Source organism: uncultured Cyclobacterium sp. (assembly GCF_963976465.1).
Taxonomy (GTDB): domain Bacteria; phylum Bacteroidota; class Bacteroidia; order Cytophagales; family Cyclobacteriaceae; genus Cyclobacterium.
This window is the reverse complement of the sequence record NZ_CAXBOC010000019.1, coordinates 1-22,802: the sequence shown is the minus strand read 5'-3', so window position 1 is coordinate 22,802 and position 22,802 is coordinate 1. Positions and strand designations below refer to the sequence as shown.

The 22,802-nt window shown below is 39.2% G+C and carries 24 protein-coding genes and 1 pseudogene; 21 read left to right on the top strand and 4 right to left on the bottom strand.

The genetic code is table 11. The features are described from left to right. From map to AAC037_RS02200, 15 genes are all read left to right on the top strand, one after another. On the top strand, window positions 1-438 hold a 438-nt coding region (map, locus tag AAC037_RS02270), incomplete at its 5' end, for a type I methionyl aminopeptidase (protein ID WP_339901323.1). A 2-nt stretch (window positions 439-440) separates the two neighbouring features. Further along, complete coding sequence (gene infA / locus AAC037_RS02265; protein ID WP_014020643.1) at window positions 441-659, top strand: translation initiation factor IF-1; 219 nt, start codon at window positions 441-443, stop codon at window positions 657-659. A 49-nt stretch (window positions 660-708) separates the two neighbouring features. Then, the gene (ykgO, locus tag AAC037_RS02260) at window positions 709-825 is read left to right on the top strand and encodes a type B 50S ribosomal protein L36 (protein WP_009053196.1); all 117 of its coding nucleotides are present in this window, start codon (window positions 709-711) and stop codon (window positions 823-825) included. A gap of 5 nt (window positions 826-830) precedes the next feature. After that, a complete protein-coding gene (gene rpsM / locus AAC037_RS02255; RefSeq protein WP_014020644.1) occupies window positions 831-1,208 on the top strand; it encodes a 30S ribosomal protein S13 in 378 nt (125 codons plus the stop codon). A gap of 15 nt (window positions 1,209-1,223) precedes the next feature. Beyond that, window positions 1,224-1,622: a 30S ribosomal protein S11 gene (gene rpsK / locus AAC037_RS02250; protein ID WP_014020645.1), complete on the top strand. Its 399-nt coding sequence runs from the start codon at window positions 1,224-1,226 to the stop codon at window positions 1,620-1,622. A gap of 17 nt (window positions 1,623-1,639) precedes the next feature. Next, window positions 1,640-2,245 carry a 30S ribosomal protein S4 gene (rpsD, locus tag AAC037_RS02245; RefSeq protein ID WP_339901322.1) on the top strand — a complete coding sequence of 202 codons (606 nt, stop codon included), beginning with the start codon at window positions 1,640-1,642 and terminating at the stop codon, window positions 2,243-2,245. A 32-nt stretch (window positions 2,246-2,277) separates the two neighbouring features. Continuing rightward, window positions 2,278-3,267 carry a DNA-directed RNA polymerase subunit alpha gene (locus AAC037_RS02240; protein WP_303613604.1) on the top strand — a complete coding sequence of 330 codons (990 nt, stop codon included), beginning with the start codon at window positions 2,278-2,280 and terminating at the stop codon, window positions 3,265-3,267. Window positions 3,268-3,273: 6 nt separating this feature from the next. Beyond that, the gene (gene rplQ / locus AAC037_RS02235) at window positions 3,274-3,834 is read left to right on the top strand and encodes a 50S ribosomal protein L17 (RefSeq protein ID WP_339901318.1); all 561 of its coding nucleotides are present in this window, start codon (window positions 3,274-3,276) and stop codon (window positions 3,832-3,834) included. 133 nt (window positions 3,835-3,967) lie between these two features. Then, window positions 3,968-5,059: a glutamine-hydrolyzing carbamoyl-phosphate synthase small subunit gene (gene carA / locus AAC037_RS02230; RefSeq protein ID WP_339901316.1), complete on the top strand. Its 1,092-nt coding sequence runs from the start codon at window positions 3,968-3,970 to the stop codon at window positions 5,057-5,059. 21 nt (window positions 5,060-5,080) lie between these two features. Further along, window positions 5,081-6,358, top strand: coding sequence for a phosphopyruvate hydratase (eno, locus tag AAC037_RS02225; protein WP_339901315.1), 1,278 nt, complete (start codon window positions 5,081-5,083; stop codon window positions 6,356-6,358). Between the two features lie 254 nt (window positions 6,359-6,612). Then, on the top strand, window positions 6,613-6,900 hold the full coding sequence (locus AAC037_RS02220; RefSeq protein ID WP_339901313.1) for a septum formation initiator family protein: 288 nt from the start codon (window positions 6,613-6,615) through the stop codon (window positions 6,898-6,900). After that, on the top strand, window positions 6,881-7,450 hold the full coding sequence (locus AAC037_RS02215; protein ID WP_339901312.1) for a hypothetical protein: 570 nt from the start codon (window positions 6,881-6,883) through the stop codon (window positions 7,448-7,450). Before AAC037_RS02220 ends, AAC037_RS02215 begins: the two co-directional genes overlap by 20 nt. A gap of 15 nt (window positions 7,451-7,465) precedes the next feature. Then, window positions 7,466-8,302: a serine acetyltransferase gene (locus tag AAC037_RS02210; protein ID WP_339901311.1), complete on the top strand. Its 837-nt coding sequence runs from the start codon at window positions 7,466-7,468 to the stop codon at window positions 8,300-8,302. An 11-nt stretch (window positions 8,303-8,313) separates the two neighbouring features. Continuing rightward, window positions 8,314-9,192, top strand: coding sequence for a cysteine synthase CysM (gene cysM, locus AAC037_RS02205; protein WP_339901310.1), 879 nt, complete (start codon window positions 8,314-8,316; stop codon window positions 9,190-9,192). 138 nt (window positions 9,193-9,330) lie between these two features. Continuing rightward, the gene (locus tag AAC037_RS02200) at window positions 9,331-10,605 is read left to right on the top strand and encodes a hypothetical protein (RefSeq protein ID WP_339901309.1); all 1,275 of its coding nucleotides are present in this window, start codon (window positions 9,331-9,333) and stop codon (window positions 10,603-10,605) included. A gap of 67 nt (window positions 10,606-10,672) precedes the next feature. Here the strand turns inward: AAC037_RS02200 and AAC037_RS02195 are convergent, their stop codons facing one another. Next, the gene (locus tag AAC037_RS02195) at window positions 10,673-12,007 is read right to left on the bottom strand and encodes a metallophosphoesterase family protein (protein WP_339901307.1); all 1,335 of its coding nucleotides are present in this window, start codon (window positions 12,005-12,007) and stop codon (window positions 10,673-10,675) included. A 303-nt stretch (window positions 12,008-12,310) separates the two neighbouring features. On the opposite strand from AAC037_RS02195, the pseudogene AAC037_RS02190 reads away from it, so the two are divergent. Next, window positions 12,311-13,341 (top strand): annotated as a pseudogene (locus AAC037_RS02190) (TIM barrel protein). A gap of 116 nt (window positions 13,342-13,457) precedes the next feature. Further along, a complete protein-coding gene (locus AAC037_RS02185; RefSeq protein WP_339901305.1) occupies window positions 13,458-13,832 on the top strand; it encodes a VOC family protein in 375 nt (124 codons plus the stop codon). 33 nt (window positions 13,833-13,865) lie between these two features. Here AAC037_RS02185 and AAC037_RS02180 read toward each other — a convergent pair whose 3' ends face one another. Further along, complete coding sequence (locus AAC037_RS02180; protein ID WP_339901304.1) at window positions 13,866-14,825, bottom strand: YafY family protein; 960 nt, start codon at window positions 14,823-14,825, stop codon at window positions 13,866-13,868. 153 nt (window positions 14,826-14,978) lie between these two features. On the opposite strand from AAC037_RS02180, the gene AAC037_RS02175 reads away from it, so the two are divergent. Then, complete coding sequence (locus AAC037_RS02175; protein WP_339901303.1) at window positions 14,979-15,461, top strand: DinB family protein; 483 nt, start codon at window positions 14,979-14,981, stop codon at window positions 15,459-15,461. 108 nt (window positions 15,462-15,569) lie between these two features. Here AAC037_RS02175 and lysS read toward each other — a convergent pair whose 3' ends face one another. Next, on the bottom strand, window positions 15,570-17,291 hold the full coding sequence (gene lysS / locus AAC037_RS02170) for a lysine--tRNA ligase (RefSeq protein ID WP_339901302.1): 1,722 nt from the start codon (window positions 17,289-17,291) through the stop codon (window positions 15,570-15,572). A gap of 13 nt (window positions 17,292-17,304) precedes the next feature. Continuing rightward, window positions 17,305-18,495 (bottom strand): proline dehydrogenase family protein, encoded by a 1,191-nt coding sequence (locus AAC037_RS02165; protein WP_339901300.1) that lies wholly within the window; start codon window positions 18,493-18,495, stop codon window positions 17,305-17,307. Window positions 18,496-18,712: 217 nt separating this feature from the next. Here AAC037_RS02165 and AAC037_RS02160 point away from each other — a divergent pair, with 217 nt between their 5' ends. The 3 genes from AAC037_RS02160 to AAC037_RS02150 all read left to right on the top strand — a co-directional run bounded on the left by AAC037_RS02160 (window position 18,713) and on the right by AAC037_RS02150 (window position 22,641). Next, window positions 18,713-19,777, top strand: a complete 1,065-nt coding sequence (locus tag AAC037_RS02160) for a nucleoside hydrolase (protein ID WP_339901298.1) — start codon at window positions 18,713-18,715, stop codon at window positions 19,775-19,777. Continuing rightward, window positions 19,774-21,117: a hypothetical protein gene (locus AAC037_RS02155; protein WP_339901297.1), complete on the top strand. Its 1,344-nt coding sequence runs from the start codon at window positions 19,774-19,776 to the stop codon at window positions 21,115-21,117. The genes AAC037_RS02160 and AAC037_RS02155 overlap by 4 nt, the downstream gene beginning before the upstream one ends. A 417-nt stretch (window positions 21,118-21,534) precedes the next feature. Further along, window positions 21,535-22,641: a chorismate mutase gene (locus tag AAC037_RS02150; RefSeq protein WP_339901295.1), complete on the top strand. Its 1,107-nt coding sequence runs from the start codon at window positions 21,535-21,537 to the stop codon at window positions 22,639-22,641. Window positions 22,642-22,802: the final 161 nt, after the last annotated feature.

The following is a 22,802-nucleotide window of genomic DNA, read 5'->3' as shown; positions in this document are numbered from 1 at the left end:
GGTGAAGTTTCTCCCAAAACGATTGCACTTTTAAAAGCTACAAAGGAATCCCTTTATTTAGGGATAGAAAAAGCGGTTTTTGGTAACCGTGTTGGTGATATCGGTAATGCAATACAAAAATTTGTAGAAGCAAAAGGATATACTGTTGTTAGAGAATTAGTAGGTCACGGAGTTGGTAAGCAGCTGCACGAATCACCTGAAGTTCCCAATTGGGGAAAAAGAGGGAGTGGGGCCAAACTTAAAGGAGGGATGGTGATAGCAATAGAGCCAATGGTTAACTTGGGTACCCGTAATGTGGTTCAAGAACGAGATGGCTGGACGATCAGGACTGCTGACAGAAAGCCTTCTGCTCATTATGAACACACTGTAGCGATACTAGAGAATAGAACCGAAATCTTGACAACACATCGTTTTATAGAAGAGAATTATAAATTTTAATTATGGCTAAACAAGCATCTATTGAACAGGACGGTACCATCGTTGAAGCATTGTCTAATGCAATGTTTAAGGTGGAACTTGAGAATGGTCACCAATTGATTGCACATATTTCCGGAAAGATGCGGATGAACTACATCAAAATTTTGCCCGGAGATAAGGTTAAGTTAGAAATGTCCCCTTATGATCTTACCAAAGGTAGAATTGTCTATCGATACAAGTAAGTTGATAGGGAGCGATTAAGGAGTATCAAATAGGAAAATTAGTATTGATATGAAAGTTAAAGCATCTATTAAGAAAAGAAGTGCTGACTGCAAAGTGATCCGAAGAAAAGGAAAGCTTTATGTCATCAACAAAAAGAATCCGAAGTTTAAACAAAGACAAGGTTAAATACTATGGCTAGAATTGCAGGTGTCGATATACCGGACAATAAACGTGGTGTAATAGGCCTTACCTATATTTTTGGTATCGGCAGAAGTACGGCTAAAGCCATACTAGATAAAGCAGGTATTTCTTTAGACAAGAAAGCCGGAGAGTGGACAGATGATGAATCTACTGCTATCAGGAATATCATTTCTGAAGAATTCAAGACTGAAGGTGTACTTAAATCTGAAGTACAGTTGAGTATCAAGAGGTTGATGGATATTGGTTGTTATAGAGGTTTGAGACACAGAAAGGGACTTCCCGTTCGTGGCCAAAAAACTAAAAACAACGCCAGAACCAGAAAAGGTAAGAGAAAAACTGTTGCCAACAAGAAGAAAGCGACTAAATAAATCCTGACATAGATTATGGCTCAGAAAAGAAACGAAAAGACAAAGGCTAAGAAGCGGGTTGTTAAAGTTGAAGCTGTGGGACAGGCCCATATCAAAGCTTCTTTCAACAATATCATTATTTCCATTACCAACAATTCAGGACAAGTGATTTCTTGGGCTTCTGCTGGTAAGATGGGATTTAGGGGTTCTAAGAAGAACACTCCTTATGCTGCTCAAATGGCTGCTCAAAACTGTGGGCAGGTTGCGTATGACCTCGGTCTGAGAAAGATCGAAGTATTTGTGAAAGGTCCTGGAGCGGGTAGAGAATCTGCTATCAGAACCCTACAAAATGTAGGATTGGATGTAACTACTATAACTGATGTTACTCCACTACCTCACAACGGTTGTCGTCCTCCAAAACGCAGAAGAGTTTAATTTAAAGAAAATATAGCATGGCTAGATATAGAGGTCCAAAAGCAAAAATTGCCAGAAAATTTGGCGAGCCCATTGAAGGGCAAAGCAAAGTGCTTCAAAAGAAAAATTATCCTCCGGGAATGCATGGCAGAGGAAGACGTAAAAAACAGTCTGAATTCGCCATTCAATTGATGGAGAAACAAAAGGCCAAATACATCTATGGTGTATTGGAAAGACAATTTGCTAAAATGTTTGATACCGCTTCCAGGAAAAAAGGAGTTACCGGTGAAAACTTGTTGCAGTTGTTGGAAGGTCGTTTGGATAACTCGGTTTATAGACTTGGAATTGCTCCAACCAGAAGAGGAGCTCGTCAATTGGTATCCCATAAGCATATTCTTGTAAATGGTACTGTTGTTAACATTCCTTCATTCCAATTGAAGCCAGGTGATGTTGTTGCTGTTAGAGAGAAATCTAAATCTTTGGAAGCAATAACCGAAAGTTTAAGAGGCAAAGGAACAACCAGATACAGTTGGTTGGAATGGGACAATGGGTCCCTAAGTGGTAAGTTTGTAAGTGTTCCCTTAAGAGAAGATATTCCTGAGAACATTAAAGAACAACTTATCGTTGAATTGTACTCTAAGTAATCATTTACATTCCTATAAAAAGAATAAAAGATATGTCCATATTAGCATTTCAAATGCCAGAGAAAGTGGTAATGGAAAAAGCAGACGATTTTCACGGACTGTTTACCTTTAAGCCACTTGAAAAAGGGTACGGGGTTACCATCGGAAATGCCCTCAGAAGGATTCTTTTGTCTTCACTGGAAGGATATGCTATTACAGCCGTTAAATTACCCGGTGTAGTACATGAATTCTCCAGTATTGAGGGAGTGGTTGAAGACGTTACAGATATTATCCTTAACCTTAAGCAGGTTAGATTTAAAAAAATCCATGATGCCATTGATAATAAAATTACAGTGGAAGTAAAAAATCAGGATGTTTTTACAGCAGGTGATATTGCCAAATACACAACCTCTTTTGAAGTTTTGAATCCTGATTTGGTCATATGTCACTTGGATAAATCAAAAAACCTTGAAATAGAACTTACCATTGATAAAGGTAGAGGATACCTTCCAGCAGAAGAATCCAAGCCTAAAGAACAGATTTATGGTACTATTTCTGTAGATGCTGTTTTTACACCTATTAAGAATGTAAAATACAGGATCGAAAATACCAGGGTGGAGCAAAAGACTGACTATGAGCAATTGATCATGGAAGTTAGCACTGACGGATCTATACATCCTGAAAAAGCCCTACAAGAATCTGCCAAGATATTGATTCAACACTTCATGTTGTTTTCTGATCAAACAATGGTTATCGATGCTCCCGGAAGTGGTGCCATCGAACCAATTGATGAAGAATACCTTCACATGAGGAAACTGCTTAAAACTTCTTTGAGCGATTTGGATCTTTCTGTCAGAGCTTATAACTGTTTGAAAGCTGCTGATGTAAAGAGTCTTGGAGATCTGGCCAAACTTGAAATTTCTGACATGATGAAATTCAGGAACTTTGGTAAGAAATCTTTGGCAGAATTGGAACAACTAATCCAGGAAAAAGGCTTGACCTTCGGTATGGATCTGTCTAAGTATAAACTTGATGAAGAATAATTAAAAATGAGACACGGTAAGAAATTTAACCATTTGGGTAGAACCGCCTCACATAGAAAGGCCATGCTTTCGAATATGGCCAAGTCTCTTTTGGAACACAAGCGTATCAGTACCACCCTTGCCAAAGCCAAAGAGTTGAGGAAATATATCGAACCTTTGATCACTAAGGCCAAAGAAGATACTACTCACAATAGAAGGATAACATTTAGCTACCTTAGAAACAAGGAAGCCATCAAACTTCTTTTCGGAGAAGTAGTAGAGAAAGTTGGTAACCGTCCAGGTGGATATACAAGGATTATCAAAACTGGTTTTAGATTGGGTGATAACGCTGAAATGTGTATCATTGAATTGGTGGATTTCAACGAATTAATGTTGAAAGAGGACAAACCTGTTAAGAAAGCAAGTAGAAGAAGTAGAAGAGGTTCTGGAAAAGGAACAGCTGAAGCTGCTACTACTACTGAAGCTAAAGAAAGTCCTGAAGCTGAAAAAACACCTGAAGCAGACGCTTCTGCAGATGTTTCGGATGAAACGACTGAAAATAAGGATGAAGATAAAAAAGCAGAGTAATTTAATCTATGCGATTCTTTCTTTAATATTTAATAGGGATTGGACTTTTTGTTCAGTCCCTTTTTTTATATCCTTTTGGCCGAAAGCTTTCTACAAATTAGAAAATTCTTAAATTTGCATAGCAAAATTTGATATGAAAAAGAAAAAAGCAATACTTCTTTTAGCTGATGGTACTGTGTTTACCGGAAGCCTTGTTGGTAGCCATGGCACCAATGGAGGTGAAATCTGTTTCAATACAGGGATGACCGGCTATCAAGAGATTTATACAGACCCATCCTATACTGGGCAAATTATTGTCAATACCACACCTCACATAGGAAATTACGGTGTGATTGATGAAGAATCAGAGTCTGAAGCGCCTTTGATCGCAGGAATTGTGGTCAATGACTTCTCCAATATTTACAGTAGAGTAGATGCTAAATCCTCTCTTCAAGAATATCTAGAACATCATAATATTACCGGTATTGCTGATGTAGATACACGGAAATTGGTAAGGCATATTCGGTCTAAAGGAGCAATGAATGCCATCATTAGTTCAGAATATGAAGATGTAGAAAGCCTAAAGGCCGAATTGGCCAAGGTGCCGGATATGAATGGGCTTGAACTTTCTTCAACCGTCTCTACCAAAAGCCCTTACTTTATAGGGGATCCTGATGCGCCCATTAAAATCGCTTGTGTAGATTATGGGATCAAACGTAATATTTTACGTTGCCTTGTAGACAGAGGTGTCTATTGCCAGGTTTATCCTGCCAAAACCAGTCTGCAGGAAATGGAAAAATGGAATCCGGATGCTTACTTCCTTTCCAATGGGCCTGGGGATCCTGCAGTAATGGAATATGCTGTAGATACCACCAAAGAAATTTTAACTTTGGGTAAACCACTCTTTGGCATTTGTCTTGGCCATCAGATTCTGGCAAGAGCTTGTGGTGTAGGAACTTACAAAATGCATCATGGTCACCGAGGCCTCAACCACCCAATCAAAAATATTTTGACAGGTAAAAGCGAAATTACCTCTCAGAATCATGGTTTTGTGGTGAATAAAGATGATATTGATAACAATAAAGAATTGGAAATAACTCATTACCACTTAAATGATGGTACGGTTGCAGGTATTAAACTTACCAATAAACCGGCTTTTTCTGTTCAGTATCACCCGGAGAGTTCTCCCGGGCCACATGATTCAAGGTATTTATTTGATCAATTTATTTCACAAATTCAGAAATAATTCATTAACCTTTATATTGATATGACATTAATTCAATCGATCCACGCAAGACAAATTTTAGACTCCCGTGGAAACCCTACTGTAGAAGTAGATGTTTTTACTGAAACCGGTGCTTTTGGAAGAGCAGCTGTACCTAGTGGCGCTTCAACAGGCGTTCACGAAGCTGTAGAACTTAGAGACAATGACAAGGATGTTTATATGGGCAAAGGTGTGCTAAAAGCCGTTGCTAATGTAAATGATGTTATTGCTCCAGAACTTATCGGATTTGATATTTTTGAGCAAAATCAAATTGACGACATCATGTTGAGCCTGGATGGGACCAACAACAAGTCGAAGCTTGGCGCTAACGCTATCTTGGGTGTTTCCCTAGCCGTTGCTAAGGCTGCAGCCATGGAGTCCGGACAGCCGCTTTACAGATACATTGGTGGAGTGAATGCCAATACACTTCCTGTGCCAATGATGAACATTCTAAATGGAGGTTCTCATGCGGATAATGCCATCGATTTTCAAGAATTTATGGTAATGCCTGCTGGTGCTTCTTCTTTCTCTGAATCTTTGAGAATGGGAACCCAAATTTTTCATAACCTTAAAGCCGTATTGAAAGCCAAAGGTTTAAGTACAAACGTTGGAGATGAGGGTGGATTTGCTCCTAACTTACGCTCCAATGTGGAAGCTGTAGAAGTGGTACTTCAAGCCATTGAAAAAGCAGGTTTTAGACCAGGTGAAGATGTTTTTATCGCCATGGACGCGGCTTCTTCTGAATTTTACGATGAAGAAAAAGGACTTTATGTATTCAAAAAATCTACCGGTGATGAATTGACCTCTGCTCAAATGGCGGATTACTGGAAGGATTGGGTAAGCAAATACCCTATCAAGTCCATTGAAGATGGAATGCAAGAAGATGATTGGGAAGGTTGGAAATTAATGACTGAATATGTCGGTGACAAAATTCAGATCGTTGGTGATGACTTGTTTGTAACCAATGTGGATAGATTGCAAAAAGGAATTGATGAAAACATTGCCAATGCACTTTTGGTGAAAGTAAATCAAATCGGTTCTTTGACAGAAACCATCAATGCAGTGGATCTTTGCCATAGAAACAAATACAAATCTGTGATGTCTCACCGTTCCGGTGAAACTGAAGATTCTACCATTGCTGACCTTGCTGTAGCATTGAATACCGGACAAATCAAAACCGGTTCTGCTTCCAGGTCTGATAGAATGGCCAAGTACAATCAATTGTTAAGAATTGAGGAGCAATTAGGGGATTCAGCTTACTTCCCAGGGTTAAAATTTTAATCCCTTGCCAAAAATAAATAAAAAACCTTTTCGGGAATTTCCTGAAAAGGTTTTTTTTTGCTTTGATTTTTATTCCAATGATTGAGCCAAATAAACATTAATCAATAAAACGGTAGTGTCCCGTTGTATTCAAGGGGAATGGAATTAGCGAGGGTATTGGCAAACCTAAAAAATGGATTCTCCTTTATTTTCGAGTACCTTGAAGGCAGGATTGTATTTCTTTTGATATATTTGTACAAACATTGAAGCAGATTATGGCCAAATATTTAAAGTATACCAAAAACTTCTACTTCGTTTTTACCGTTTTATTCATTACTTGGATGGTTTTTATTGATAGCAATGATATCATCAGCCATTTCAAACTTCGTTCAAAGTTAAATGAACTTGAGAAGCAAAAGGAATTTTATCAAGAACGAAAGGAGAAAATCCAAATTGAACGAGAGGAATTGCTAAGCAATTTTGAGTTGCTTGAGAAATTTGCTCGTGAACGCTATTTGATGAAAAGAAAAACGGAAGACTTGTATGTCATTAAGGAAGAATAAATTTGTGCTATCCGCTTTGTTGGCGGTATTTTTTGCTTGTTGCCTTAATAACGAGGTTCATGCGCAGCGTGTTATCTACGAGGAGGAAAACCCACCTTTGTCAGAAAGACTGTATTTTGGAGGAAACTTTAGCCTGCAGCTTGGAAGGATTACTTATATAGACATTTCCCCTTTGGCCGGAGCCATGATTACTGAGAAGTATTCTGCGGGCATAGGTGCTACCTATCAGTATTACAATAATAAGAATTACATAGATGGTGTTTCACATGTATATGGTGGAAGGGTGTTTAACCGATACAATATCTTTCGTCAAATATTTCTGCATGCTGAATACGAATCTTTGAATTTGGAAGTGCCGTATATAGGCGCGAACAACGAAGTGACTTATTATAGAGAGTGGGTACCTGGATTATTTGGAGGGGCAGGTTATTTTGTTCCTTTCGGAGATAGAGGTGGAATGAATATCATGGCCTTGTATAATTTCAGTTATGACAACAAAAGGTCAAATTATAATGAACCATATGTTTTCCGTGTCGGTTTTGTATTCTAAAGTAGTAAATAAAGTATGGACCCATTCTTAAGCCGATTACAAAAGGCCCACAGCCTATGCCCGGGCTGTCCTTCTCCCAAGGTCATCAATCGATTTTTTGGTGAAGTTTTAGGACTCATGTTTCCTGAACATGCAAATGAAGTATTGAAAGATAAGGCTAGCTTGCAGGCAAAATTCTCCGAATTAAACTTGCAACTTGGTGCAATTCTAAGAAAGAACGTTGCACTTCATCAGTCTGATGGAGAGGCATTGGCTAGCCAATTTTTCGATGAACTTGAGAATGAGGTTTATGATAAATTACACGAAGACCTGGATGCCATGTTTAAAGGTGACCCGGCAGCTAAGTCAAAAACTGAAATTATTCGTTGTTACCCGGGATTTTATGCGATTTCGGCCTATAGAGTAGCGCATTTGTTACATCGCTTGGGGGTTGCCTTAATTCCTCGAATGATCACGGAACACGCGCATAGCAAGACCGGTGTGGATATTCATCCCGGTGCAAGTATAGGAAGGTTTTTCTGCATTGATCATGCCACAGGAATAGTGATAGGTGAAACAACTATTGTAGGGGACAGGGTTAAAATTTATCAAGGCGTAACACTTGGAGCCTTAAGTGTGAAGAAAGAAGATGCGGATAAGAAAAGACATCCAACCATTGAGGATGATGTGGTGATCTATGCCGGAGCTACCATTTTGGGAGGCGATACGGTAATTGGTAAAGGCAGTGTGGTTGGTGGAAATGTTTGGCTGACGAAAAGCATCCCTGCAAAAAGTAAAATTTATTATCAAACCAAATTACTTGATGACGCCTCCAATCTCACAGATTTTTATGTGTTGAAAAGTGAAGCCTGATAATCACAACTATGAAGCTATTTGAATTAATAGGGAATACCCCTTTAATTGAACTTGAAAATATCCCCGTAAATCCTAAGGTTAAAATTTATTGCAAGCTGGAAGGGCAAAATCCCGGAGGTTCAGTAAAAGACCGTGCAGCCTATCATATGATTCAGTCTGCACTAGACCGAGGTGAGATTGCAAAAGGAGACAAATTGGTTGAGGCCACCTCAGGGAATACCGGAATTGCCTTGGCCATGGTTGCCAATCTATTGGGTGTTGAAATGACATTGATAATGCCCGACAATGCTACAAGAGAAAGGGTGTTGGCCATGGAAGCTTATGGGGCGAAAGTTATTTTAACCCCTGCAGAAAAGTCCATTGAATACTCCAGAACCTTGGCTGAAGAAATGGCTAAGGACCAAGGCTATTTTATGCTCAATCAATTCGCTAACCCTGATAATTATTTGGCGCATTACCATACCACCGGGCCGGAGATTTATGAGGCAACTAATGGAGAAATAACTCATTTTGTTTCAGCAATGGGAACCACAGGTACCATTATGGGAGTGTCCAGGTATTTGAAAGAGCAAAATTCAGCCATCCAAATAGTGGGTACCCAGCCTACTGAAGGTTCTAGTATTCCCGGAATTAGAAGGTGGTCACCTGAATTTTTACCAAAAATATTTGAACCCGAAAGGGTAGATCAAGTCATTGATGTGAGCCAAGAACAAGCCACGCAGATGACAAGAAGAATGGCCAAAGAAGAAGGTATCTTAGGTGGTATGAGTAGTGGGGGAGCTTTACATGCCGCTATTGAGCTTGCCAAGACTTTAACCTCCGGAACTATAGTTTGCATAACCTGCGATCGAGGTGATAGGTACTTAAGTACTGATTTGTTTGGGTAGGGTAGCCTTATTTATCGGTTAGGTCAATCAATCTTTCATCCCGTAAACTTATGTTTCCGGGATTTTTTATTTTAGTAAGCTGAAAGAACAGATAAAGTCCGGTCTTATTGGAAGGAATGCCTTTGATAAGCAGATTCTTTGTCTGCCGGAATAAAATCATTTGATGAAAAGTTAATTTCCTCTTATCTTTTAGCCATGGAAGATTTTCTTAAGATAAAGCAGGCTTGTGAACAAAATACAGCCTTAAGCGTAGCCATTTTAGACAGATTTCTTTTGTCTTATGCTACAGAAAAAGATAAGCTAGGAAAAGAGGCAGATCAAAAGCTACAGGCCTATCGGCACATCACGGATAAATTTGGTAGACAATGGTATGATATGCTTAAGTCCCAATACATTATCCATCGGTTGATGAAAAACGGAGGACTCATTACCAAATACCTGAAACATTCTGCCATTAGTAATCTTGAGAAAGAACAGTTTGATTGGATGGTTTTTCAATCTGCCAATCCTTGGCGATTTAGCTTTGCTGAAATTAAAGAACAGCCTGAAAAACATTTTTACCGAATGGAAGATGTTTTTACAGGTGAAAATTATTTATTGTATTCACCTTCTATAAAAGATATTATAGATCGGGACGGAGAAAAAGAATTATGGTTTAACCTGATAGGCTTCAATGGTTCTTGCTGGCAAACTTATGGTCCCCTATCAGGCTATGCAAGCTTTAGTCCTGATGATATTTATTTTTACGCAACCGAGGTCAATCCAATGATTGAGGATGAAGGCGCCCTTATGGAGGATGTACAAAAGAATCCGGTGCCATATATGATGTTGTTTGCAGGTTCTACCCAACCAACTGTGGTGCATGATGGGGAGTCTTTGGTGATGGTGATTACCGAAGAAAAGACTTCCATTCCTCAGGTGCAAGAAATGGAAAAGGACTTCAACATTTCCTATACCGGTGGCGTTTACAGACTTGGATTAAAAGACTGGGAAATGTCACCCCATTTTGCAGTAGCTTATTATAATGAGAAAGAAGAGACCATACAGGCCACGGCTTTAACTGAGAAAGGATTTGAAGCAATAATTGACGCCTTGAATAAATACGGTTTGGGTATGGATAAAATTGCAGACATTTATTTGCGGCCTTCCATGCAGCATACAGCCCAAGAAATTTTACGAAAGGAAATAGAATTAATGCCACTTGAACTTCTATTTGAACCGGAAGCTGAGGAAGAATCCAATCAAGAACTGAAAAAATTGGATGAGTTGGCCAGATTGGCTGTAACGGCCATAACTTCCGAAAGGGAGCCTGATTTGGAGGCTTTGGCCTCGGAGGTTGGCATAGACCTCGAAAGTAATCGGTATGTTATAGAAAAAATAATTGATGACTTAAAAGAAAAAGTAAGAAAATAGAAGGGTCGAATTAGCCCACAAGCAAGGGAAAGCACTTTCAGCTTTCCTGCTTTTGGGTTAGTTAAGATTATTTTGAGCGAAGTGTTGTACCGTTAGGAAAGTTGTTTTCCGGATCTTTTGGACTTGATATATGCTCTGTAAATATATTGTATTCTTTGTCTTGTTTTTGTAAGTCAAAAGAATCGTATAATTCATCCATAACCGTATAAGCACGGTATTTAAGCAGGTCGCCATCTATTGTGATTACCTGATACAGCTGGGTATTGACACCCGCACGATCCATCCAACGTTTTTCCGGAACAATACCGTACATTTTTGGTCCGGCTACAGAAACAACATATACAGGCCCTGCTTGACCCTTAGGAACTTCAATAGTTTTGGTTTGATGGGCTCCTCTGGCATATACATGGTCATGGCCTTTAAGTACAAGATCCACCTTGTGTTTTTCTAAAATAGGTTGCCATGCATTACGAAGGTTCGGATAATTTCCATGCCTTCCGTCTCTGGCGGTAAAAAATGGATGGTGAAAAGACACAACTGTCCACTTTTGTGGATTATCACTTAAGACTCTTTCAAGATAATCACTTTGTTTTTGAAGTTCTTCAGGAGATTTTAAAGCAACCAAACTGTTCATTACTACAAGTCTCATGTCTTTATAATCGATATAATAGACAGATTCCTCGAGTCCTTCCGGACCATTTAGCGGGAGCTCAAACTGAGGCTGCCAATACATTGAAATTACCTCTTCATCGGGATTTTCAGGGGAAGTATCGTATTCATGATTTCCTATTACAGGAACGATTGGTTTCATCGTTCGTATATGACCTAATGCCCTAAACCATTCTTTCCACTGGCTATCTTGGTGACCATCATTGATCAAATCTCCTGCAAATAACATGAAGCCTGCCTTTGGTGCTTTGGCATAGGCAGCCCTGATAGTCCTACTTCCCCAGGAAAAAACTTCATTTTGAATATCTCCTAGGTAGAGAAAAGAATAAGGTTCCTTCTCTTTATTGGTAGTGGTGAATTGACTCCAGGCACTCATTTTATTATCAATATCTCCTACCCTATAACGGTATGTGCCTCCGGGTTTCAGCCCCTCAAATGTAACCGAATAGTAGTAATGTACTACCCCTTCCATATTTTCTACTTTCTGAATAGTGGCTTGAAAGGTTTGGTCAAGTGCCGTTTCAATGCTTGAAGAGTTGGCTAGCGCCAATTGGGCAATTGGATTATTAAGCACTACGCCTGTCCTCCAGGTTACACTTTGTGATTCTGAAGGGTCACCCTTCCAAGTTAAAACGATGTGTTCTGGCTCAGCTGTCTGTGCATGGGATAGGAGAAGGGATGAAAAATAGAAACTCACAATATAAAGGGGAATAAGGAAAAAGGTTTTTTTCATTTTTTTTAAATTGTATCTACTCTATCCGATCAATGATTAAGCAGATGGGAAATTAAAACATTTGTATGTTAGAGGTACTTTTTAAATTCCAATTTATACCATGTATCTATTAGAAAAATGAATTATTCTTTACCGTTTGTTTAAATGTTTTGGTTCAATCTATACGTCATACTTTAAGGTTTTTTGCTTTCAAATCCATCTTTTTCAGAGAATCAGTTAGTTATTTGGCCTTTTTGACTTAAAAAGAATAATATTTATTCAGTCAATTCTTATATTACAACTTAAACCTAAATTTCCATTCCAATGAATAATAGAAGAGCGTTTTTAATTAAATCCCTTTTTGGTACTGCCGGCATTGCTTTGGCATCAACATCCTTGATCAAAGGTGCTCCTGCAATAATTAAAAACTATAATAAACCTGATTCGAAAATAAATGGTGTACAGATCGGATGTATCACTTATTCTTTCCGATCACTGCCGGACCAAAGTGCCGAAGCAACCCTCAAATATGTTACAGACAGCGGGATCAGTGCCATAGAGTTGATGGGTGGCCCTGCGGAATCCTTTGCAGGCATTCCTGAGTCTACTATGGATAGAGGCAGATTCAACAACTTGCGTCGAAAGAAAAGAGATGGAGGCAAGTTGTCTGCAGATGAAACCAAGGAGTTTATGGAGTTGCAAAAAGAGGCGGAAGACCATGCTGCAAGTGTGGCCGCTTGGCGTGCGAAAACTGATTTCAAAAAATTCGAGAAATTCAGAAAATGTATAAGGATGCAGGTGTCAGTATTTATGCGTTTAAACCAGGAGCTTTTGGGATGAACAATACAGATGCTGAAATTGCTTACGGGATGAAAGCAGCAAGGGCTTTGGGTGCCAGCCATGTTACATTAGAACATCCTGCAAATGATGCGCGGACATTAAAGTTGGGAAAAATGGGAGAAAAGAATAAAATGTCAGTGGGTTACCATGGGCATACCCAACAAACCCCAACCTTTTGGGACACTGCCTTGGAGCAAAGTCCCCGAAATGCACTGAATCTCGATGCCGGCCACTATATTGCTGCCGGTTACAAGGATATTTTTGAACTACTTCAGAAAAAGCACAAGCGCATTTTAAGCATGCATACCAAGGACCGACAAACCCCGGCAAACGGAAAAGGTAATCTACCTTGGGGAGAGGGTGATACGCCTATTGTGGAGTTGCTAAGTGAAATACAAAGTAAAAAATACAAATTTCCGGCTACCATTGAACTTGAATATAAAATTCCGGAAGGTTCGGATGCTGTTAAAGAAGTTCAGAACTGTCTTGAATATTGTAGAAGGTCGCTGGCCTAAGTAGAATAAATGATAGGGAGGGTTTACAAATTTTAAGTAAATCCTCTCCTAATCTTATTTCATTCGATTTAGAATAAATCGGAGCTTTGATTGATTGCAATTAAAACCCCTTAATTATGAAACTTGGTGCGTTCTCAGTAAGTCTAGCTGTAAAAAACTTAAAAGCTTCCAAAGAATTTTATGAGAAGCTGGGCTTCAGCCCCTTTGCAGGTTCCTTAGAACATCATTACCTGATCATGAAAAATGGTGACACCTTAATTGGTCTATTTGAAGGAATGTTTGAAGAAAATATTTTGACCTTTAACCCCGGCTGGGATGCCGATGCCAATGTGATTGAAGATTACCAAGATGTTAGAGAAATTCAACAAAATTTAAAAACCCAAGGCCTAAAATTTGAAAGGGAAGCCGATGAAAATGGTAAAGGCCCTGATAATTTTGTTATTAAAGATCCGGATGGAAATATTATCCTTGTTGACCAACATATAGGTTAACTGGTCAAAGCTCGGAATATATCCTTAGGCTTTTTACCGCGAATTTGATTCTTGTAGTTTGCTCGTCATGGTATTCAGCAATGCTGACATTCTTTCTGAAAGGGCCTTAGGAGAGATAACCGTGACAATATCCCCTATAGAAATAATCCATCGGACAAAAAACTCGATAGAATCAACCATAAAAGTGAGTTGGACTTTATTGTCTATCTTTTCTTGCAAGACGAAACCTTGATTGTATTTGTGGTTGTCAATATACTTGACATGAGAGAGATCCATCTGAATGATTACTTTTTTTAATTGATTGCCCTCCTCCATCTTTTTTAGGTAGGACTTTAAAGAGGGGTGGTTGGTGGTGAAATGTTCCTCGGTAATATTTATTTTTTGTATGCGATCAATCCGAAAAGTTCTATAGTCATTTCTTAGTTTACAAAAGGCAATAAGGTACCAGTTTCCCAATGAAAAGTACATGCCTATAGGTTCAACTGATCGGCTCGTATTTTCTTCTTTTATAAAGGAGGTGTAATTAAATTGCAAAACCTTATTCGTTGCTAGGGCAGACATGATGCGCTGAATGGCTTTTTCATTTTTTGAAGGGCTATCCAATTCACGTTTATAATAGATTACTTGTTCATCCAATTGATCAATGGCTGATTTTTGCTGGTCTTTCAGTACAGATTTAATTTTGATCAGAGCAGATTGGAAGTGTTGGCTTATTTCCTGATCACTGAATTTTTCAATTATTTTTTCTGCCAATAATAAAGAAAAGGCCTCTTTTTCATCAAACATAACCGGTGGTAACCGATAGCCTTCTACCAAAGTGTACCCTTTCCCTGCTTCACCTGTTATTGGGACACCGGCTTCCTCAAGTGCCCGCATATCTCGGTATACGGTACGTAGACTTATTTCAAACCTATTGGCGATTTCTTCCGCAGAGATATGTCTTTTGCTCTGCAGTTGGGTCAAAATGGCGGTAAGTCGATTTAATCTGTTCATGGGAGGCTATATCGAATAAAACTAATGATATTTTCTTTGATAAAAAATATTTCTTCAAGGCCTTAATTTTCATAAAACTACTGACATAGGGTTGTCACTTGCTGTAAGTAAGTTTGTTTCAAGATTAAATATTCACTTAAAATAAACATCAAGATGGAAACGAAAGCACAGCAAATGATCATTTCACAAGAGCAATTATTGAAACACTGGCAGGGGCATCGTGGGCTCACCCGCAGGGTGATTGAAACTTTTCCCGAAGAGCAACTTTTTAATTTCACAATTGGGGAAATGAGGCCGTTTGGAGAAATGGTCCAAGAGCTGTTAGGTATTGCTGGCCCCGGTATCAAGGGCTTGGTGACGCGTGAATGGGAGCCTCTTAAAGAAGCGTTTGCGGTGGAAAATAGTAAAGAAAGATTGTTGGAGCTTTGGGATCAGGCTACCGTCGAAATAGACGAATGGTTTCCAAAGCTTACAACGGATGATTTTCAAGAGACTGTATTGGCTTTTGGACAGTATGAAAATAAAATTTATTGCACTTTGATGTATTTTATAGACAATGAGATCCATCACAGGGGGCAAGGCTATGTTTACCTTCGGGCCTTGGGCTTGGAGCCTCCCTATTTTTGGGAGCACTAGAACAGGTGTTTTGAAAATAAATTTAGGTGATAGCAAAGGCCAACTTTTAAATAAAAAACCCCTAAGTATACCTTACTTAGGGGTTTTTGTTATGATTTTGGGACGATTTTACGCGTTAATCCAGTTTGATACCTCTTCCTTACTTGGGTTGGGTACATCTAATTTTAGTTTTTTCTTTTTCCCGCATACATCATTGAAAAGTTTGTTAGGATTTAACCCTTTCAACTGCTCAATGGTATGGATGTTTAATTCTCTGATAGCAGGAATAAGACCTGGGTTTATTCCCAATTCAATAAAGTCTTCATCGGATGCTATTTTTACTTTTTTCTCCGGTTTCATTTGAGGGAAAAATAGAACTTCCTGAATGGTGCTTTGATCTGTAAGCATCATGCAAAGCCTGTCTATTCCAATACCTAAGCCGGATGTTGGAGGCATGCCGTATTCCAATGCACGAAGAAAATCTTCATCCATGCCCATAGCTTCATCGTCCCCTCTTTGTGCCAATTTGAGTTGGTCTTCAAATCGCTCTCTTTGGTCGATGGGGTCATTCAATTCGGTATAAGCATTGGCTATTTCCTTACCATTGACAAATAACTCAAATCTTTCCACCAGTCCCGGTTTGCTTCTGTGTTTTTTAGCAAGCGGTGTCATTTCTATAGGGTAATCGATGATATAGGTGGGTTGGATAAGGTGCTCCTCTACCTTCTCTCCGAAGATTTCATCGATCAACTTGCCTTTTCCCATGCTGTCATCTACTTCAATGCCCATTTCGGTACACACTTCTCTTAGTGCTTTTTCATCCATTTGGCTGACATCTATTCCTGCATATTTCTGAATAGATTCGAACATGGACAATCGTTTGTAGGGACCCCCGAATTCGATCACCTTTTCTCCAAGGTTCACTTGTGTAGTACCTAAAACACGGTTAGCAATTTGTGATATGAGTTCTTCGACCATTTCCATCATCCAGTAATAGTCTTTGTAAGCCACATATATTTCCATGCAGGTATATTCAGGGTTATGGGTCCTGTCCATGCCCTCATTTCGAAACATTTTACCAATGTCATAGACTCCGTCAAAACCACCTACAATCAATCGCTTTAAATACAGTTCATTGGCTATCCTAAGGAATAATTGGGTATCTAAGGCATTGTGATGTGTTTCAAAAGGCTTTGCCGCAGCCCCACCCTGTACTTGTTGTAAAATAGGAGTCTCGACTTCCATCCACCCGCGGTCATCAAAGTATCTCCGCATGGAGGAAATGATTTTGGATCTGGTAACGAAAGTTTCTCTTACCTCAGGATTAACAATAAGGTCTACATAGCGTTGCCTGTACCTAAGTTCAGGATCGGTAAAGCCATCGAATACATTGCCTTCATCGTCCCGTTTAACTACAGGAAGAGGTTTTACTGATTTCGATAGCAAGGTAAATTCCTGAACATGTAAAGAAATTTCCCCGGTCTGAGTCGTGAAAATAAAGCCTTTGAGGCCTATAAAATCACCTATTCCCAAAAGCTTCTTAAACACTTTATTGTAGAGGGTTTTGTCTTCATCCGGGCAAAGGTCATCTCTTCTAACGTAAATTTGAAGACGACCTGTACTGTCTTGAATTTCTGCAAAACTGGCAGAACCCATGATTCTCCTGGTCATTAGTCTTCCGGCAATAGTAATTCCCTTATAATCGTTTTTACGATTGTTGTAATTTTGATGTATGTCTGCTGCCGTGGCATTGATCGGAAAGGAGAGTGCCGGATAGGGGTCAATGCCCAAATTCAGTAATGCCTCCCGGTCTTTTCTTCTTTCTATCTCCTGTTCGTTCAGTAATTGCATGGGTAAATATTTGTTATGCTATTTTTAGATTTTTTCTTCTCAAGATTTCATTTTCGACCATCGTCTGTTCTTTAAGGACTTGGTCGGAAATTCCTGAATTTTCTTTTATCCTTCTACCAAGGTAGGGGAGTACCTCCTTTACCGGCCCATAGGGTACATACTTGACCACGTTAAAACCAGCATTGGCCAAGTTGAAACTTATGTGATCGCTCATTCCATATAGCTGGGAGAAGTAAAACCTCCTGTCTTCCCTTTTCAAACCGTGCAGCTCCATTAGCTCTGTCAGTATGATATTGCTCAGTTCATTATGGGAACCATTGACAAGGTATATTCTCTGTTTATTATTGATGCAAAATTGCAAGGCTTTATTAAAAGCATCATCCGTTGCTTCTTTTGTGGTATGGATGGGGTCAGGATAGCCTTCTTTTTTTGCACGATTCTTTTCCTTTTCCATATATGCTCCCCTTACAAGTTTTACTCCAAGGTAAAAACTATTGGCAACTGATTCATGGTGAGCATCTTTTAACCTTCTACTCATGACCTTTCTGTACATCTGGAAGGTGTTGTAGATGATCGCCTCTTCCTTATTGTAAAGTTTCATGGCTTCGAGTATCCAGTTGTCGGTAACCGCTTGAAACCAGCTTTCTTCACCATCCACCATTAACTTTACACCGGAATTGGCCGCTGCTTCACAGAGCTTAAATACCCTTTGCTTGGCCAATTCAAATCTTTTTTTCTCTCGCGGTAAAAGCACTTCCTTGCTTTGAACCTTCGTCAAAATTGAAGTAGGAGCTATGCCCGAAACTTTGAACACGGCAAAAGGTATCAAAACATTGCCTTTGGCCTTATGGATTGAATTTAGAATTTCTTCCATCGTTGCTTCCAGAATGTGCTCCTCCTCTTTCCCCTCAACTGAATAATCCAACACAGAACTTACCCTGTAGTTGCCTAGTTTTTTCACAGTTTTTTGTGAAGTTTCAAAACTCTCTCCTCCACAAAACTGCTCAAAAATGGTTCGTTTTAGTGGTGCTTTTATAGGTAATCCAAGGTTGAAAGAGATTTTGGTAAAGAAAATCCCTAGCCTTACTATAAAAGGGTATCTCATCAATCTGTAGAGCATTCGCATTCTCTTCAGATCCTTGATGCTGAGGTGAGCAAAAGCTACTTTTAGATTGTCAAAAGAAAATCCAAGTTTTATTCCCATTTTCAGTGCGCAAAGATATTAAAAAAACAACTAATGACAGGGTTTAAAGTTTGATTTATCGACAAACTAAAGCTTTTCCCTCCTAGATTTTTATTTCAGAATGCCTAATTTTAAAAATATTCCAAGTATTTGATGTACACTCAAATATACAATTTAAACATGCTTTTCCGAAAGCCACTTGTGGGAATGTTTCAATCATTCTTTAAAATTGACCTTTATGTATAAAATAAAATTTAGAAATTCTTCATCAGGCAGGTTTGTTTTTGGGCTTCTTTTTCTTGCTTTTTATTTCGCGGTGGAAATTGCAATGGCCCAAACTGAGAAAGTTATTCTGGATACAGATATGGGATCCGATTGTGATGATGTTGGGGCCATGGCACTGTTGCATCATTTTGCTGATCAGGATAAAGTGGAAATCCTTGGGGTTATTTATAGCTCTGGTAAAATACCTTATGGAGTGGGGATAATTGATGCGATCAATGTCTATTACGGGAGAAGCCGTATACCTGTAGGAGCCAGCCATGATTTGAGTTTTGGAGATCCAAAGGATAAAATGCAGGCTGAAAAGCTAGCCAAAGATACTATAGCTTATAAAAATACATTGATTCATAATCATGATGCTTACGAACAAACCATATTGAACAGGAGATTGCTTGCTAAAGCTCCCGATAATTCCGTCACCTATATTACCATTGGACATACCAAGGCTTTGTATGAATTGTTAAGGTCTATTCCGGATAATATATCCCCTTTGAATGGTTTTGATCTGGTAAGTAAGAAAATTAAACGTTGGGTAGCATTAGGGGCATTGGGTGCCTCCAATAAGAAGGTAGGAGGAGTGAAAGATTGGAATTTTTACAAGAATAATACTGCCGTCTACACAGATTATTTAATAGACCAATTTCCAAAACCAGCTTACTTTGTGGATGCAGGGGCAAAGGTTTTTACAGGGGGATCTTTGGAAACATTGAATGCCGGTAATATCGTAAGAACTGCCTATAGGGATTGGCTCTGGAATATGGAGAAGAAAACATTAATAGATCAAAGACCCAGCTGGGACCTTGCTACAGTGTATTATGCAGTCATGGGGCCGGATCAGTATTTTGAAGAATTAGCTCCCGGGGCGCTTACATTTGAATTGGGGCAGGGGAGTCGCTGGGTGACCACCGAAGTTAACCCGCTCCACCATTTTATAATACAAAAGCAAGGGAGTGATAAGTCCCTTGCTAAAACCTTAAATACCTTCATTGCTAACCAACCGCTAAATAATAAACTCAAATGAATCCAAGGTTTAACTTATTAATAGGTCTTTTGTTCTGGTTTTTTCCTTCTTTTGTTTTTGGGCAAAATGCTACAGTCCTGACTGAGGATCAATTTCAGTTTTTGGAAGAACTTACTGCTTCAGTGCTGGAAGCCTCTCGCATTTACCCCAAGCAATTCATTTCTGAAAAATTTGGTGCAAATAATACCGGAGGGGTATTGATCAGGCCCGGAGGAAGAAATGCCTACCCCAGCTTCTGGATCAGAGATTATGCCATGGCCTTAGAAACAGGAATGATTCCAGCTGCAGAACAAAAGCACATGTTGATACTCACTGCATCAACTCAAGCCGGCAATACATGGATCACCAAAGGTGGGAGTATGGTGCCGGTGGGAGCGGTTGCAGATCATATCAGAATAGATGATAGTCAGCCAATTTATTTTCCGGGAACCTACAGTTTTAATGATCAGGGAACAGAAAAATGGGGGACATTGCCTCCCTATGGAGATCAGTTTTTGTTTGTACATATGGCATACACCTATATTAAAGAGGTTGGGGACCTGTCTATCCTTAACGAAAAAATCAATGGGCTTTCTTTGATGGACAGATTGGCCTTGTCTTTTCAGGTTCCTCCTGCAGAACCGATAGACCATTTGGTTTTTGCTTCCGAGAAATTTAGAGGAGTGGATTTTGGTTTTAGGGATGCAATTCAAATGACTGGAAAATTATTGTTTCCCTCCTTGCTTAAGTACAGGGCAGCCAAAGAGCTTGCTGAGCTTTATTCGTTGATAGAAGATCCAAAAGAACGTTTCAGGTACCAACAAATGGCAGAAAGGATAAAGGAGGCAATCCCAAAAGTATTTAATGATGATAGCGGTTTTTTAAAAGCTTCTACCCGGCAAAGTTCTCAACCCGATGTTTGGGGGACTTCTTTGGCTGTTTATTTGGGTGTATTAGATGGTGAAAGTCTTGCTCATGTAAGCGAGGTCTTGGCTACTGCCTATGAAAAAGGTACCATTAGCCATCGGGGCAATATTAGACATGTACCCTTGGACCATGATTTTGATGAAACCCATGTATGGGAAAAGTCCCTTGCGGCAAAAAACACCTATCAAAATGGAGCATATTGGGGGACGCCTACCGGTTGGGTGGCATTCGCTATACATTTTAGTAATCCTCAATTGGCACAGAAATTAGCAATGGAATACCTGGCTGAGCTTAAAGCAAATGATTTCCGAAAAGGAGAATCTTTTGGTGCTCCTTATGAATGTTTTGATAAGAGTGGAGGAACTCAAAATTCGGTTTACCTTACTTCTGTTGCATGCCCACTTGCAGCATTCAGAAGGATGGCAGGAAAGTGACCCTGTAAAATTGTTTTTATTAAATGCGTTATCGATAATTATAAAGGCTTGACTGTAAGGCTCAATAGATTTTTTAGGCTGTCTTAGTATACCCTAGCTTACGTGGCAAGTAATTGTAATACAATTGTTTGAGGTTTTATATGCGTTACTCAAGGGGCATCCATTTCTAATGAATAGCAGAATAAAAATTAAAAAAGTCATTAACTATTTGATTTTTAAAGGTGGAAGGGTTACATTTGACGCATGAAAAATTTCGCAGCTACGTATTTTAGCTTCTTTTACTTTTACTTTCGTCCCCAAGGTCGAATCGGAGCTGCGTATTGTCTTGAAAAAAAATAGAAAAAGATAAAAAACATAGAAGCCCGATTCGAGAGAGTCGGGCTTTTTTATTTTAATATTAAACCGAAGAATAAGGAAATGGAAAATCACTTACAAACAAAAGACTGGGGTTTAGGCCTTGACAATGAGCACCTGATTATTGCAGGACCATGTAGTGCCGAGACTCCTGAGCAGATCGAAAAGGTTTGCCAAGACATGATCACCGCCAAAGTTATTCCTGATGTATTCAGGGCTGGTATTTGGAAGCCAAGAACTAGGCCGGGAAGTTTTGAAGGTATCGGAGAAGATGGGTTGAAATGGATGGAAATCGTACGTGAAAAACTCAATATACCCATCACTACAGAGGTAGGAAATGCAGCGCACGTAGAATTGGCCTTAAAGCATGAAGTAGATATCTTATGGATAGGAGCAAGGACAACTGTAAACCCATTTGCTGTTCAGGAGATTGCTGATGCCCTAAAAGGTGTGGATATTCCAGTGATGGTGAAAAATCCAATGAATCCTGACCTTGAACTATGGAGAGGTGCATTGGAAAGACTTCAAGCAGTAGGTGTAAATAAGCTTGCTGCAATTCACAGAGGTTTCAGTGATGCCTATGACAAGAAATTCCGTAATAAGCCAAATTGGTCGATGCCAATTCACTTGAAAAGGTTATGGAAAGGTATGCAGGTAATCAATGATCCTAGTCACATTGTAGGTAACAGAAAAGGGATCCTTGAAACATCTCAGCGTGCGATTAATTTCGGCTTAGACGGTTTAATGATTGAAACACACCATGATCCTGATAATGCATGGAGTGATGCCAAACAACAAGTTACTCCTCAACAACTTAGGGATATTTTAGATCAAATTAATTTCAAAAATCCTGTAGAAAATGAGCACCCGTCAGAAAAACTACAAGACTTAAGAAACGCCGTTGACCACCTGGATGATCAATTGCTAGATCTATTGGCTGAGAGATTTGCCATTATTGATCAAATTGGTTCACACAAGCGTGAAAATAATCTAACTGTTTTTCAGGCAGATCGCTGGAAGCAAGTGATGGAATCCAGAACCAAGAATGGTGTGGATAAAAATCTTAGCGAAAAATTCATGAAAGAATTACTTTATTGCATTCATGAAGAGTCTGTAAAGCGTCAAGAAAAAAAATTGAGAGAAGACGTTTCTGAGAAGAAATCAGTTTGATGCTTAAGCCCGTTTTTATTCTTAAATAAAATCTGATAAAATTTCCAAAAGATTCCATTCTTAAACTTTAGGAAAAGGAAAGTGATTTATATCTAAATAGGAGTATTGTCCTATTGGAGGTTTTGGGATTCGTTATCAGAGATTGGATGTCAAGCGTTAAA